Raw genomic sequence first — 14,518 nt, forward strand, 5'->3', positions numbered from 1 at the left:
GTTCAGTCCCCCATCAATTTTTTCACCCGCTGCGGCAGCGGCGGATGGCCGTAATAGAGCGCAACCTGCCAGGGATGCGGATGGAGATTGGCCAGATTGTCGCGGCCCAGCTTCACCAGGGCGCGGGCCAGGGCATGAGGTTTGCCGAAGAGCTCGACGGCAAAGGCGTCCGCCTCCCATTCATGTTTTCTGGAAAGATAACCGGACAGCGGCTTCACCGGGAAAGCAACCAGCATGGCACAGAACCCCACCAGCAGAAGATTGGCGTACAGGGTCGGCTCCTTGATGGAGAAGATGTCGAGCAATACATTATTCTGCATGAACCACCAGACACAAAAAAGCCCGACAAAGGAAACCACCTCCATCAGCACCAGTCGTTTCAAAATATGTTTTTTCTTCCAATGCCCCGCTTCATGGGCCAGAATGGCCAGAATCTCATCCTCGCTGTTTTTGGCGAGCAACGTATCGAACAGGACAATCCGCTTGGCATGCCCGATACCGCTGAAGTACGCATTCCCGTGACCACTCCGCTTTGAGGCGTCCATGGTGAACACCCTGGAAACCGAAAGTCCTGCCCCGGCAAGCAGATCCTTGATTTTTTCCTCAAGCTTTTTATCATTAATCGGCGTAAACTTATTAAAAAGGGGCTCAATCACATAAGGTGACAGGTAGAGCATGAAGAGCTTGAACAGCAGCATGAACGCCCAAAGAAACAGCCACCAGAAACCGGGCAGCCAGACCATGAGGCGAAAAGTGACCCACAGCAGAAAAACGGAAATAACCGTGGTGAGCAGCAGTTCCTTCACCGTATCGGCCAGCCACAGCCGAAAAGTCCGGCGGTTGAAACCGTATTTTTCCTCGATGACGAATGTTTTATAGAGATCAAAAGGGATCTGCAAAACAAAGCCCCCATACAAAAGAAAAAGAAAAAAACAGATACCGCTCACCGCATTTGACCAGCCGTGACCGGCCAGCCAGGAATTATACAGGTCAAGAAGACCGCCGAAGATAAAAAACAGGGTTATCAGCACATCAAGTCCGGAAGAAAGGAAATTCACCCGGTTATGATCAACCGTGTAATCCCGCATGCGGGACAGCGTCGCATCGTCGACAAAACCGTTGAAACCGGCCGGCACCTTATGACCATAGCGGCGCAGATGCTGCAGGTTGACCAGGGCGACAATGTTTTCCACCCCTTTAATGAGCAGGTAAACAAGCAGAACAAGCAGAAGCTGTGAATTCATATCTATCTTGATAATTGAAAATTTTAGTGCATCCGGAACCTTGAATCTTGAACCTTGAATCTTGATTCTTGATTCTTGATTCTTGATTCTTGATTCTTGATTCTTGATTCTTGATTCTTGAAATAAACCAATATGACCGAAGAAAGTAAAGACAAAGATGGGGCCCCCCCTTTCTCCCCCTTCCAGCGCTCGCTGCACAGCCCGGAGGAATTCACCATCACCTTTGAGCTGGTACCGAGTCGCGGCGGACGCAACCGCCGGATCGACCGCACCCTGGGTCTGGCCCGTGATCTCGCCCTTGACGGACGGATCCGGGCGGTGAGCATCACCGACAATGCGGGCGGCAGTCCCGCCCTTTCCCCGGAGGTGCTCGGCCTGGAAATCAAGGCCATGGGGCTCGATGTCATCAGCCATTTTTCCTGCAAGGACAAAAACCGCAATGAAATGGAAAGCCAGCTCTTCGGTTGGGACCGACGCGGCCTGCACAACCTGCTCGTTATCTCCGGCGACTACCCGAAGGAGGGCTACAGCGGCCACCCGAAACCTGTTTTCGACCTGGACAGCGTTCATGTGGTGGATATGCTCCGTCTCATGAATCAGGGCCGGTTTATCCGCCATGAAAATCAGCCCACCGCCTTTTTCAAGGGTGTTGCCGTTTCTCCCTTCAAGTTGACCGAGGCGGAACAACTCATGCAGTACGCCAAACTGCGGAGAAAAATAGCCGCAGGCGCCGATTACGTCATTACCCAGCTTGGCTTTGACGCCCGCAAATATCATGAAGCACTGCTTTTCATGCAACGGCATGATCTGCGCCTGCCCGTGCTGGGCAGCGTTTTTGTCCCCACCTTGAAGCTTGCGGAAATCATGTACCAGGGCGGCGTGCCCGGCTGCATTGTTTCCGAAAAGCTGTATCGTGAAATGCAAAAAGAAGCAACAGCGGCCGACAAAGGGAAAAAAGCCCGCCTGACCAGGGCGGCCAAACTGCTGGCCATCCTCCGCCACATGGATTACAACGGCGCCCATATCGGCGGACCGGGGCTGCGGATGGAGGATTTCGATTTCATGCTCACCGAGGCGCGGAAGTACCTGCCGCAGGCAGGGGAACTGGTGGGTGATGTCAATTTCTGGCCGGAGGAAGGATTTTACCTCTTCCATAAAGATGAGCATACCGGATTGAACCGCGAGGAAATGAACCAATGCGGCCAGGGGTTTGCAGCCTTCCGCCCCGTTTTCTCCCTGGCCCGGCTGGTGCACAACGCGGCATTTGACCCGCGGAGCCCGCTCTTCCCATTCTGCCGGACAAGTTGCCTGGCCCTGCATGATTCCTGTTTAAAAAAACCGTTTTTCGCCCTGGAGCATGTGTCCAAATTTCTCCTTTTCGACTGCCAGAACTGCGGTGACTGCACCCTGGCCGGCCACGGCTACCTCTGCCCCCAATCGGGCTGTGCCAAATACATGCTGAACGGGCCATGCGGCGGCAGCCGCGACGGCTGGTGCGAAGTGTACCCAGGCAAAAAACGATGTCTCTACGTCAAGGCCTACGAAAGAAATCCCTCATCCGCTTCCCCGGATGAAGATGCCCAAAGCTTTGAGCCGCCCCGCAATTGGCTGCTCAACGGCAGCTCATCCTGGGCCAATTTCTATCAGGGCCGTGACAACAGAGGCGAGCAAACGACTCGGGAGCCAAAAAAAACAAATAATAACTTTTCTTAATTTCGCGCGATACCGTTACTTCCGGCTTGACATTTCAACTTATGAAATCCTAAGCTGAAAGGAGAAACGCTGTCTGCATAAAACATAATTCATGGAGCCTCTTTCAAAATGACGAGACGCGCCACACAAAAGATATTATCGCGTAACATATTGAAATAATTGAACTTCACGGCGTTTTCTGGTATTGTTTTGTAACCAGCAAAACAGAACACAGGAGAACGCCGTGAAGCTCACCGACAAAATATCATGGTTGATGGGGTATGTCCAAAGAAGTCTGTTTCCCCATCTGAACAAATGTTTGCAAGCTCCGCTCACCGCGCAGGAGGAACGCCTGGTGTCTATTCTGGAGATTATCCAGGTTGAGCAACACGTACCAAGGAACATACGTCGATATCAGTATCCCGGGCGCAAGCCTCTTGACCGACAGGCTTGCGCCCGAGCATTCGTGGCAAAGGCGCTCTACCGATATCCGACGACCAGCGACCTGCGTCGGGCTCTGCAATCAGCAGGGAATCTGCGGCAGATATGCGGATTTGCCACTTCCAATGCTATCCCGTCGGAGCCTACCTTGTCGCGGGCCTTTGCCGAATTTGCCGCCGGCAGTCTTGGTGGGCGGGTCCATGATGCACTGGTGAAGGAATACCTTGGCGAAGAGCTTGTCGGACACATCAGCCGGGACTCCACGGCCATTGCCGGACGTGAGAAAGCGGCGAAGAAGGTGGCCAGGGAGCCGAAGAAGCCTCGCAAGAGGGGGCGTCCCGCCAAAGGCGAGCAACGGACGCCGGCCATCGAGAAGCGGCTTGACCGTCAGGTCCGCCAGAGTGCCGAGGAAGCCATTGGTGAGTTGCCGGTTGCCTGTGATCGTGGCACCAAGAAGGACGCCAAGGGGTACAAAATATCATGGAACGGTTTCAAGCTGCATCTGGACATCAACGATATCGGCCTGCCAATCAGTGCCCTTGTAACCTCTGCTTCGCTGCATGACAGCCAGGTAGCGATTCCGCTGATCAAGTTGACCAGCGGAAAGGTGACCTATCTCTACGATTTGATGGATGCAGCCTACGATGCCAAGCGGATCGAGGAGACCAGCCGGAAGTTCGGCCATGTTCCAATCACAGATAAGAATGGCCGCGGCCAAGAGGTTGTCCCCATGGCACCGCACGAGGCAGAGCGCTATAAAATCCGGTCCAGCGCGGAACGGGCAAACAGCCGATTGAAAGAAGACTTCGGCGCTAACAATGTCATGGTCAAGGGACACTGCAAGGTGACCCAGCACTTGATGTTCGGGGTCATCACCCTGTTTGCGGATCAGCTCCTACGCCTGATCGGATAGATTGTCAAAGATCAAATTGTGGACAGCCTTGTAGGCTGTTCATTTTGAAAGAGGCTCCATGGTAAACGATAATGGTCCGGACAAGGAAAAATCCCCAGGCAACGGCCTTCGTCTTCATGCTGCTTTTCCTCTTTTCCTTTATTTGCCTGCCGCCCAAGGGCGGTGCCCATGATCCGGGCACGGTGATCAAATTCGGCGTCTTTCCCTACAAGTCCCCGCGCGCGACTTTTGAGCTTTTCGGTCCCATTGCCAAGAGCATTGAGAAAAAAACGGGCAAAAAAGTAGAGCTTGTCTCCGCTCCCGATTGGCATACCTACATTGAACGGGGGAAACAGGGGGAGTACGACCTCGCTCTTCCCTGCGTCACCTGTTTTTTCCATATGCAGCCCGCCGGTTACCATATCATTGCCCGGGGCGAACCCTCGTTTTACGGCGGAGTCATCGTCCGCCGGGACAGCGACCTTACGACCATTGCCCAGCTGAAGGGGAAAAAAATCGCCGCCATCGGCCCCCATTCCTATGCCGGATACATTTTTCTCAAAATCAAGCTGGATGAAATGGGTATTACGGCACCGGAAAACGTGACCATTAACTTTTTAAACAAGGTGGACTCGATTATCTTCGGCATCCTGAACAAGGAGTATGACGCCGGCCTCATTCGCGTCGATCAACTTGACGGAGAGCAGTTTGCGGCGGTGCGAGACAAACTGCGTGTTCTCGCCGTCTCGCCGGCAATCCCCCAGTTTCCCTTTGTTGTCAGAAACGACATGCCCCCCTCCATGGCGGAACTGATACTGGAGGTGCTTCTCGACATCACCGCGGATGATCCCGCCGACAAAAAACTGCTGGACAGCCTCCGTTTTGAGAAAATCGTCCCTGCCCGGGAATCGGATTACGAATCGTTTCGCAAAATAATCGAGATGCACCGAGATATCACCCAATAATGGCCTCCTTCCGAATCCGAACCTACCTGATCTTTTCCATCTCCGCCGTGGCCCTGCTGCTCACCGCGGCAATGACCCTGCTGTACACCCGCCAGTATAAGGACCATACCGTCAAAAGTCTGTCGGAATACGGTCTCACCATAAGCCGCAACATCACGGTTTCCGCGGTCGACCACATCATTACGGAAAATTTCGCGCCCTTGCTGGAACTGACGCAAGAGCTGGCCACCCTGCCCAACGTTCAATCCATTGAAATCAGCGACACGGATTGGCACATCCTGGCGTCAAGCGATCTCAACAAGCTGGGCGGCACCATGCAGCATACGCACGAAGGACCATGCCTGCTGCAGGACGGCCGGAACTGCATCCATTTTGACCGCCGGAGCAACAGGCTTCTTATTGATTCCAATATCCAGCTTGGCGATGAACGAATGGGATATTGCACGGTTGAATTGTCTCTGGAGGAAATGACGGCCCATGTCAACCTCATCACGCAAAGAGGCGTCCTGACCGGGATGATGTTCTGGCTGCTCGCCGTTGTCCTCGGATATTTTCTTTCCCGCATGTTGTCCCGGCCGGTGCAAAGCTTCATGCGGTTAACAGAAAGCATCAGCCAGGGAAACTTCGATGTCTCGCCGCCCTCCCCACGCGGAGTGTATGAACTGGAAAAATTCTCCAACGTGCTGATCGTCATGGCACGGGCCATTGCCGCCCGGGAGGAGGCACTGCAGCAATCGGAACGAAAATACCGCCACCTTTTTCAGCGGGCCATGGAGGGGATTTTCGCCTGCGGCGCGGATGGTGTTTTTCAAGACATCAACCCGGCCATGGTGGCCATTTTCGGCTATGACAACCGGGACGAACTGCTCAACCGCAATCTGTTTTCCGACATATTCGCCTCGCAGCAAAGCACGGAAACCTTCCGGAAACTCATCAGCGGCCACATCTCCATCAAGGACTACGAGGTGAAAATGATTCGCAAGGACAGCGAACATATCCACATTTCCCTGTCCTGCCAGGCGATCAAGGACAGCGACGGCAGGGTCGTTCGATATGAAGGGCTGCTGCGCGACATCACCAGGCAAAAGAACGCGGCGGAAGAGATCGCCCGCATGCGCAACTACCTCAACAACATCATCGAGTCCATGCCGTCCATGCTGGTGACGGTGAATGAAAATTCGGAAATTACCCAGTGGAACAGCGCGGCGTACGCGGCAACCGGCATCTCCTCCTCCGAGGCCATGGGGAAAAAGATATGGGAAATAGTGCCTTTTTTCCTGAAATACCGGCAGCTCATCCAGAACAGCAAAAACAGCAGACAGTCGATCAAGCTGCACCGCGAGCAGATGAATCACCCGCACGAACAGACATACAACCTCACCATTTTCCCCCTGATCGCCAACGGGGTGGAAGGCGTCACCATCAGGCTTGACGACATCACGGAACTCGAAATGAAGGAAAAACAGCTGCGCCAGGCCCAAAAGATGGAGTCAGTGGGCACCTTGGCGGGCGGTCTGGCCCACGACTTCAACAACGTGCTTGGCGGCATCCTGGGCAATCTTTCCCTGATCCAGTTCCGTCTGGACAATCATGAAATCATTGCCGAGCACGAACTGCGGGAATATCTCGACCGGATGAACAGCGCCGGATTCCGTGCCGCCGACATGGTGCGCCAGCTCCTGGCCCTGTCGCGCAAACAGGAAGTCAACATGGTGCCGGTCGACCTCAACCTGGCCATCAAACACATCCGTAAAATCGGGGAAAACACCTTTGACAAATCGATCAAAATCGTCACCCGGCCGGCGACGACGCCGGCCTATGTCATGGCCGACCCGACCCAGATCGAACAGGTCATTCTCAACATCTGCATCAATGCCGTCCATGCCATGACCATCATGCGGGAAAATGAAACATGGGGCGGCACCCTGACGGTGGGACTGGCGAAAATAGAAGCGGACCCTTTTTTTCAAAAAACCCACCCGGAAGCCAAGCAAGGCGTGTACTGGCAGCTTTCCGTCAATGACACCGGAATCGGCATGGACACCAAGACCGTCTCCAAAATATTCGACCCATTTTTCACCACCAAGGAAAAAAGCAAGGGAACGGGACTCGGCCTGGCCATGGCCTACAACATCGTCAAGCAGATTGAAGGATTTATCGACGTCTATTCCGAGGAAGGGCTCGGTTCGACCTTCACCGTCTATATCCCGCTGCTGGAAAGAGATCCTCTGGCGGCGAACGGGGACAAAAAACCGATAATACATCAGGGCAGCGGCACGATTCTCGTTATCGACGACGACGAGGTTCTGCGGGAAACCTCCCGCGCCATTCTCGAATCAGTGGGTTATACGGTGCTCATCGCCAATGACGGCCGGGAAGGGGTTGATGTGTATCGCGACAACAAGGACGATATCAAGGCGGTGCTGCTTGACCTGGTCATGCCGGTGATGGGGGGACGGGAGACTTACGTGGAACTGCGCAAAATCAACAGCGCGGTGAAGGTGCTGCTGGTGTCCGGATTCCGCCAGGACGCGCGGGTTGAAGAGGTGCTGCAGCTCGGCGCGAACAAATTCCTGCAGAAACCCTATACCATTGAAAGCCTGACCAGGTCGCTGCAGGAACTCAATCAAGAATGACGGCTCACCACGCCGCCTTGACGAAAAGGAAGTTTCTGTTCACCTCGCCCGGTTATTTGGTCGCATCGTGAACTTTTTCCTTTGCCGAATCAAATGCCTTGTCAACTTCCTTGCCCGCCTTTTCCGCCGAACCTTCTTCACTGCAAGCGGCAAGACTCATTGCCAGAACAGATACCAGACAAACCCCCATCAGCTTTTTGATGATTGACATTTTTTCTCCTTTTTTTGTTTGCATTAAAATTTTTTTTTTGACAACTTCAGACAACCTGATCCCGGCAGATTTTACTTTGCTACCGGAATTGCGGTACGGGAAAAGTGCCTCAATCGCTTGAATTTACAGCGCTTTCTCATCATATGACACCTTTAACTTGAGACACTTTAGGCACTTTAACTATTTGAGGTATTTGATATTCTCTCCCGAAAAAGGACAGGAGTGCAGCATGTTTTCGGAAATGATCACCGCATTGCAGGCAGGAAAAATGCCGGGAACATCCTCCCTGCATCAACGTCTCCGCGGGGCACTGATCAAAAAAGCGGCCATTATCCGGCAGCCGTCTCCACTCTGGCCCCGGGACCCGAAGATCAACCCGCCGTCCGCTCATCTGCTCTGGGCCGCGGTCATTCTGCGGGACAGGGGAAATTTCAATCTGGCGGCGGATCTGATGGTTCTGGAAACGCTGGAATCATCCCGACAGAAAAATCTCGCCGATATTGCCGGCCAGCGGGAACGACTGATTGCCCGAGAGCTGCAAGAACTCCGGCAGCTCATCGGCGATCGGAGCTTGCAGGAAAAAATCAATGAAAGCATCAAATCAGTGCACCCTGCGACGCTTTAAACCGCCACGCAAATGATGCGAAAGACAACTGTTATCTCAGGAACGGCTCCTCCTTCCTTTTTTCCTTCTTTCCACACTGGTCGCACTGAACCCGGCTGATCTCCACCCCGGTTTTGCGTCGCAGATAGTCTTCAAGACTGACCCAATCACCTTCTCCCGGCTCCTTGCCGGTATCATCCCGGATCTTTTTACAGACCGCGCAAACCGGCAGGATATTTTCAAAATAGCGAATCTTCTTGCGCAGATCCTCCCGGGCCAGGGCCCGCTCAACCCGCAGAAAAAGTTCAGTCAGCTCGCACGGTTTCATCAGATAGTCATCAGCACCCAACCGCAGCGCCTCAATGGCGGAGGAAAGGTCGGCATAACCGGTGAGCAGGCAAACCGCCATATCGGGATACAGCGCCCGGGCCTTTTTAATCAGTTCAATGCCGTCAATTCCCTCCATCAACAAATCGCTGATCAGCAGATGATACGAATCACGCTCAAGCATCTCAAGCCCTTGCTCGCCGCTTTCCGCGCATTCGACCGCGTATCCCTGTTCCGTCAATCCCCACTGGAGACTTTTCAGAACAATCGGTTCATCATCGACAATCAGAATTCGTTTTTTTTGCATGAACAGCCTTTGGTTTTCATGGAGCCGTTTTCATCGCGGCCCTGCCGCTTCCCTTCCATCCGGCCAGACGAATCTGCTTGACGAAATTTTCGGCGATTTCCCACTTGTTCAACGGGCTGATAATGTAAAGCCCATCGACAAACGAGGCAAGATCGGCAATCAGCTTCTCGGTGATTTCCAAAGCAGCCTTGCGCTGGTCAGCCACCTCGGCATAACTCCACAATTTTTTCCGGATCTCGGCCGGAATGGAAATTCCCGGCACCTCATTATGGAGAAAGTCGGCGTTACGAGCCGAAATAAGCGGAAAAATCCCTGGAAAAACAAGAAGATTCAGATGACTTGTCTGTTCCACCATGGCCTCCACCGCGTTTTTATCGAAAAGAGGCTGGGTCATGACAAAATGAGCGCCCTGGGCCGCTTTCCGTTCCAACCTGGTGATCTGCATGGTGGGGTTGGACGGCCGAAAACTGAAGGCCGCGCCGATGGAAAAACGGGTCGGTTTTTTGATGGACTGCCCCGCCATGTTGAGCCCTTGGTTGAACTGGCTGATCATGCGGATCAGCCCAAGGGAGTTGACGTCAAAGACTCCGCTTACCCCGGGCTGGTCCGTTGAACTGGCCGAATCACCGGTAACGGCAAGGATCGCCTCGATCCCCAGGATATGGGCGGCCATGATATGGGACTGAAGCCCCAGGGCATTCTGGTCACGACAGGTTTGATGCAGTACCACCTGCACGCCGGTTTCCTCCCTGATGCGATGGGCCAGGGCGATGTTGCCGGCCCGGAGGATGGCCAGGGGATTTTCCCCCAGGGTTACGGCGTCCACCCCGCTGGCGGCCAGGGAACGGGCCCCTGCCAGCACATTGTCGATATCAAGATGGGTGGGCGGGTCCAGTTCAACCAGAACCGGCAGCCTGTCCTCCGGCAGATTATCGAGAAAAGCGCCCCGGCCGCTTCTTTTTAATCCGGCTGGGGCGGCAGGCGTTTCCTCAAGGGGAGCTGCCGGGACACTCTTGGCATCAAGCGTTTTTTTGTGCCGGAGTTTCAGGGTTTTGCGAAACTCATGAATATGGGCCGGGGTGGTGCCGCAACAGCCGCCGATGAGACGCACCCCCATCTTCAGCATTTCAGCGGCACGCCTGGCCATGTAGGAAGGCTGGGCCGGATACACCATGCGATGGCCCATAACCTCGGGCAGTCCCGCATTGGGAAAGGCGGAAAGCGGCACATGCTCGTCGGCAAGCGGCATCAGACGGGAGACAGCCATGGACATGGCGTCAATGCCCCTGCCGCAGTTGGTGCCGACAACCGTGGCGCCGGCAGCCAAGGCCGCCCGGGCGCATTCAAGGGCGTCAATGCCGCGGGCGGTTCTTCCCTGGGCCGGATAGACCATCTGCGCGACAATGGGCAATCCGCTGCCGACCTGCCGGGCGGTTTCAATGGCCAGCAGCATTTCCTCAAGATGGGTAAATGTTTCCAGAATAAGGAGATCGACCCCTCCCTCCACCAGGGCGCCCATTTGCAGGGCAAAGGCCGCCTTGATATCCTCAACCGTAATGTCACCTGAAATCAGGGGAAACTCGATACCCGTCGGCCCCACCGAGCCGGCGACATACGCATCATGCCCCGCGGCCTTGACCGCAATACGCGCTCCGGCCTGGTTGATCTCGGCAATCTGATCTTCCTTGCCCGCGGCCTGAAGCTTAAAGCTGTTTGCGCCAAAGGTATTGGTTTCAATGAGTTGACTGCCTGCCCGGATATATTCCTCATGAACCGAATAAATGAGATCCGGGTTCTTGATGTTGAGCAGATCGATATTTTTCCCGAAATCTATCCCTTTTTCAAAAAGATAGGTTCCAAAAGCCCCATCCCCCAGGATGACATGCTCCTTAATATAATCGGAAAAAGCGACTTTCATTGGTTGTCCCGCAATGGTTGTTGATGATGTTGTTATGCAAAACCATGGCGGCAGCCGCAATTTCGCCCGCCGCCATTGACCCACTTTAACAGAGAATGGATTGATAGTAAATAAAAGCGGCCACAGCAGGCAACTTCACCTTGCCCTGACCTGATAAAACAAAAATACCTCTCAATCCCTGCCGCAAAATGAGTATAATAAAAAAGATCGTACCTGTTCAGGGGGCAACATGGATTGTCCGGCAACGGCTGAAAATTTACCACGGAGAACACAGTGCTCCCAGAGGTATCAGACTGTAATTAAAAGAAATATCTCTGCGAGCTCCGTGGTGAAAAACAAACATTTCCCGAATCCGTCACCATCCGGAGAAAGCAACGACCAAAATCAGGGAGGCTGTTATGCAAGAGGCCATGTTTTACCATACGGAAAAGGACACAGAGGTCATCTGCGACCTCTGCAACCATCACTGCCGGATCCAGGAGGGCAAACGGGGAATCTGCCGGGTGCGGGAAAACAGGGGCGGCATCCTGTACAGCCTGGTCTATGGCCGGCTGATCTCGGAAAACATCGATCCCATAGAAAAAAAGCCGCTCTTCCACCTGCTGCCCGGTTCCCGTTCCTACTCCATTGCCACGGTGGGTTGCAATTTCCGCTGTCTGCATTGCCAGAACTACCAGATTTCCCAGTATCCACGCATGAATGACGGCGCCATCACCGGCAGCGAGACCAGTCCGCAGGAAGTAGTTGCCGGAGCGCTCCGTTCCGGGTGCCAAAGCATCAGTTACACCTACGTCGAGCCGACCATCTTCTATGAATTCGCTTACGACTGCTGCGTGCCGGCGCGCGACAACGGGATAAAAAACGTTTTTGTCAGCAACGGCTACATGTCGCCTGAAACAACCCGGCATCTGGCCCCGGTGCTGGACGGCATCAATATCGACATCAAGGCCTTTACGGAAAAATTCTACAAGGAGGTCTGCAAAGCCCGGCTGCAGCCGGTGCTCGACACCGTGCGCCTCATGCGTGAACTGGGGGTTTGGGTGGAGGTGACCACCCTTGTTATTCCAGGCTGGAACGATTCAGACGATGAACTGCGCGCCATTGCACGGTTCATCAAGGAGGTTGACCCGGCCATGCCCTGGCATGTCACCGCCTTTTACCCGACCTTCCAGATGACGGACCACGAGCCGACGCCGGCGGCCACCCTGCGCCGGGCCAGGGAAATCGGCCTTGGCGAGGGGCTGCGCTTTGTTTACGAAGGCAATATTCCCGGCGAGGGCGGGGAAAACACCTCCTGCCCTTCCTGCGGCACGGAACTGATCAGCCGTTTCGGCTTCCGCATCCGGGAAAACAAAATCAAGGAAGGCCGTTGCCCCTCCTGCGGAGAAACAATTGCAGGGGTATGGCAGTAACGCGGAATTTCCACCATTCCATACCCCCGGCAGGGCATCGCCTCGGACAAAAAAATTAATGGCGATAATAGTTCTGGGGGGTTTTTGTCACGATAAAATCAACCGCTTTCTGAATGCAGATCCGTAACGCCTTTTCCGTGGGGGTGTTTTTCCAGCCGCCGAGGCTGCCGGCCAGGGCTCCGGAACTGCCGTACCCGCCAAGCAGCCCGCCCAGGTTGACGTCGGTCGCCTCGCCTTCAACACTGGTGGCGGCAAGCACCCGTGATGTTTTCGCATCGATGATGCGCATGTCAATGGCCATATGGGATTTCTTAAATCCCCCCAGCAGCCCGCCGATAACGCCGGCCGCGCCGCCGCTCAATCCGCCCTGGGTTCCGGAGGCGGCGCCCTCAAATTCGGTTACCGCGGCCACAACCAGCAGTTCGGCCCCCTCGATTGCGCCGATTTCAGCCGCCGTATCGGACCGCACCCTGCCGGAGGCACCAAGGTCCTGTTCCGACATGACATCTTCAAGGGCCTGACGCTCAAGCACGATATACCGATTGGTGTTGAACAGGGCGGTGGTCAGCTGATCCGCCATGCCGTCACCGATGTTTCCGTTCCACCATCCTCCGCCTGTTTTGTCCTTGAACCGGGCAACGGCGATTCTCGCCTGGGGTCCGTTGTAGGCCTGGGCCTGAACCTGGCCGATGTCCGGAGAAGCCTGTCCGGAAGCAACCGTTGCCTGCGTGCCGGGTGTGACGCAGCCGGTGAGGGTGAAAACAGAAAGAAAAAGCAGACACATGGCGACACTTAATTGCATTTTCATAATCATGACACCTCATTAAATAAATGTTTCACGCGCAACACATCATTTGGATATGCAACCATATCCTCCTATTTTTCTCCAATCAGAATCGATTGTAAAGGACTTTACAGAGAAATCTGTTATAATTCAGCAATAATTTCCGATACCCACATACAAAAAGCAAAAACGGTTTTCATCTGTAACGATACCTGCCATGTCCACGTCCCTGCTGTCACTCATTCTTCTTTTTGTTGCGATTTATCTCTGCTTCGGGGCCACCCTGTTCGTCAACCAGGGGCGCTTCATCTATTTTCCCGACCGCACCATTTTCACCACTCCGGCCCAGATCGGCCTCCCCTATCAATCCGTCACTTTTGCCGCCGCCGATGGGGTCAGGCTCCATGGCTGGTTCATTCCCGCCGACAGCGACAAAAGCGTCATTCTTTTCTGCCACGGCAACGGCGGGAATATTTCCCACCGGCTGGAAACCATCGACATCATCCACCGCCTCGGCCACCCCCTCTTCATCTTCGACTACCGGGGATACGGGGAAAGCCAAGGAATACCGACGGAAGCAGGAACCTATCTTGACGCTGAAGCAGCCTGGAAGTACCTCCTCACGGAGCGGGAAATCGACCCAAGCCGCATCATTCTTTTCGGCCGTTCCCTGGGCGGCGCCGTCGCCGCCTGGCTGAGCAGCCGCAAGGCGCCACGCGCCTGCATCCTTGAATCCACTTTTACCTCGGCGCCGGAAATGGCAGCCGCCCTCTATCCTTTTTTTCCGGCCGCCCTCCTCTGCCGTTTCAGCTATGACACCCTGGCCGCGGTGAAAAATATCACCTGTCCTCTTCTCATCGTTCACAGTACGGAAGATGAGATAGTGCCGTTTCGCCAGGGCCGCGCCCTGTTTGCCGCCGCGCATGAGCCGAAAACCTTTTTACAGATAAACGGCAATCACAATGCGGGTTTTCTTCTTTCCGGCAAATTCTACCAGGAGGGGCTGGCAACTTTTTTAACGGAAACGGAAAAAAACTCCCAAAAGCCAGCATTGCTCCCCGCATTTGACCCAGCCTGACCATCAT

General features: G+C 54.5%; 12 protein-coding genes. 7 read left to right on the forward strand and 5 right to left on the reverse strand.

The annotated features are described in order from the left end of the window. Window positions 1-2: 2 nt before the first annotated feature. Window positions 3-1,244 (reverse strand): hypothetical protein, encoded by a 1,242-nt coding sequence (locus BM485_08795; protein OKY75355.1) that lies wholly within the window; start codon window positions 1,242-1,244, stop codon window positions 3-5. 132 nt (window positions 1,245-1,376) lie between these two features. Between BM485_08795 and BM485_08800 the strand changes: the two genes are divergently transcribed. The 4 genes from BM485_08800 (at window position 1,377) to BM485_08815 (ending at window position 7,870) form a co-directional block, all read left to right on the forward strand. Beyond that, entirely contained in the window at window positions 1,377-2,957 is a 1,581-nt protein-coding gene (locus BM485_08800) for a hypothetical protein (protein ID OKY75356.1), read from the forward strand. Window positions 2,958-3,210: 253 nt separating this feature from the next. After that, a complete protein-coding gene (locus BM485_08805; GenBank protein OKY75412.1) occupies window positions 3,211-4,290 on the forward strand; it encodes a hypothetical protein in 1,080 nt (359 codons plus the stop codon). Between the two features lie 116 nt (window positions 4,291-4,406). Next, window positions 4,407-5,234 carry a hypothetical protein gene (locus BM485_08810; GenBank protein ID OKY75357.1) on the forward strand — a complete coding sequence of 276 codons (828 nt, stop codon included), beginning with the start codon at window positions 4,407-4,409 and terminating at the stop codon, window positions 5,232-5,234. Further along, window positions 5,234-7,870: a hypothetical protein gene (locus tag BM485_08815; GenBank protein OKY75358.1), complete on the forward strand. Its 2,637-nt coding sequence runs from the start codon at window positions 5,234-5,236 to the stop codon at window positions 7,868-7,870. Before BM485_08810 ends, BM485_08815 begins: the two co-directional genes overlap by 1 nt. 52 nt (window positions 7,871-7,922) lie before the next feature. Here the strand turns inward: BM485_08815 and BM485_08820 are convergent, their stop codons facing one another. Then, window positions 7,923-8,135: a hypothetical protein gene (locus BM485_08820; protein OKY75359.1), complete on the reverse strand. Its 213-nt coding sequence runs from the start codon at window positions 8,133-8,135 to the stop codon at window positions 7,923-7,925. 175 nt (window positions 8,136-8,310) lie between these two features. Here BM485_08820 and BM485_08825 point away from each other — a divergent pair, with 175 nt between their 5' ends. Beyond that, window positions 8,311-8,706 carry a hypothetical protein gene (locus BM485_08825; GenBank protein ID OKY75360.1) on the forward strand — a complete coding sequence of 132 codons (396 nt, stop codon included), beginning with the start codon at window positions 8,311-8,313 and terminating at the stop codon, window positions 8,704-8,706. A gap of 31 nt (window positions 8,707-8,737) precedes the next feature. Here BM485_08825 and BM485_08830 read toward each other — a convergent pair whose 3' ends face one another. Together BM485_08830 and BM485_08835 are read right to left on the reverse strand one after the other, a co-directional pair. Beyond that, on the reverse strand, window positions 8,738-9,319 hold the full coding sequence (locus tag BM485_08830; GenBank protein ID OKY75361.1) for a hypothetical protein: 582 nt from the start codon (window positions 9,317-9,319) through the stop codon (window positions 8,738-8,740). Between the two features lie 16 nt (window positions 9,320-9,335). After that, entirely contained in the window at window positions 9,336-11,237 is a 1,902-nt protein-coding gene (locus BM485_08835) for a bifunctional homocysteine S-methyltransferase/methylenetetrahydrofolate reductase (protein ID OKY75362.1), read from the reverse strand. A gap of 398 nt (window positions 11,238-11,635) precedes the next feature. Between BM485_08835 and BM485_08840 the strand changes: the two genes are divergently transcribed. After that, window positions 11,636-12,649: an AmmeMemoRadiSam system radical SAM enzyme gene (locus tag BM485_08840; GenBank protein ID OKY75363.1), complete on the forward strand. Its 1,014-nt coding sequence runs from the start codon at window positions 11,636-11,638 to the stop codon at window positions 12,647-12,649. A gap of 55 nt (window positions 12,650-12,704) precedes the next feature. On the opposite strand, the gene BM485_08845 is transcribed toward BM485_08840, so the two are convergent. Then, the gene (locus tag BM485_08845) at window positions 12,705-13,463 is read right to left on the reverse strand and encodes a hypothetical protein (GenBank protein OKY75364.1); all 759 of its coding nucleotides are present in this window, start codon (window positions 13,461-13,463) and stop codon (window positions 12,705-12,707) included. A 187-nt stretch (window positions 13,464-13,650) separates the two neighbouring features. On the opposite strand from BM485_08845, the gene BM485_08850 reads away from it, so the two are divergent. After that, a complete protein-coding gene (locus BM485_08850; GenBank protein OKY75365.1) occupies window positions 13,651-14,511 on the forward strand; it encodes a hypothetical protein in 861 nt (286 codons plus the stop codon). Window positions 14,512-14,518 lie beyond the last annotated feature (7 nt).

Source organism: Desulfobulbaceae bacterium DB1, from assembly GCA_001914235.1.
Classification (GTDB): domain Bacteria; phylum Desulfobacterota; class Desulfobulbia; order Desulfobulbales; family SURF-16; genus DB1.

What these genes read in the sequence shown, in the direction of transcription:
- BM485_08795 (OKY75355.1), bottom strand. Translation starts at nt 1,244, where the DNA reads ATGAATTCACAGCTTCTGCTTGTTCTGCTTGTTTACCTGCTCATTAAA.
- BM485_08800 (OKY75356.1), top strand. Translation starts at nt 1,377, where the DNA reads ATGACCGAAGAAAGTAAAGACAAAGATGGGGCCCCCCCTTTCTCCCCC.
- BM485_08805 (OKY75412.1), top strand. Translation starts at nt 3,211, where the DNA reads ATGGGGTATGTCCAAAGAAGTCTGTTTCCCCATCTGAACAAATGTTTG.
- BM485_08810 (OKY75357.1), top strand. Translation starts at nt 4,407, where the DNA reads ATGCTGCTTTTCCTCTTTTCCTTTATTTGCCTGCCGCCCAAGGGCGGT.
- BM485_08815 (OKY75358.1), top strand. Translation starts at nt 5,234, where the DNA reads ATGGCCTCCTTCCGAATCCGAACCTACCTGATCTTTTCCATCTCCGCC.
- BM485_08825 (OKY75360.1), top strand. Translation starts at nt 8,311, where the DNA reads ATGTTTTCGGAAATGATCACCGCATTGCAGGCAGGAAAAATGCCGGGA.
- BM485_08830 (OKY75361.1), bottom strand. Translation starts at nt 9,319, where the DNA reads ATGCAAAAAAAACGAATTCTGATTGTCGATGATGAACCGATTGTTCTG.
- BM485_08835 (OKY75362.1), bottom strand. Translation starts at nt 11,237, where the DNA reads ATGAAAGTCGCTTTTTCCGATTATATTAAGGAGCATGTCATCCTGGGG.
- BM485_08840 (OKY75363.1), top strand. Translation starts at nt 11,636, where the DNA reads ATGCAAGAGGCCATGTTTTACCATACGGAAAAGGACACAGAGGTCATC.
- BM485_08845 (OKY75364.1), bottom strand. Translation starts at nt 13,463, where the DNA reads ATGATTATGAAAATGCAATTAAGTGTCGCCATGTGTCTGCTTTTTCTT.
- BM485_08850 (OKY75365.1), top strand. Translation starts at nt 13,651, where the DNA reads ATGTCCACGTCCCTGCTGTCACTCATTCTTCTTTTTGTTGCGATTTAT.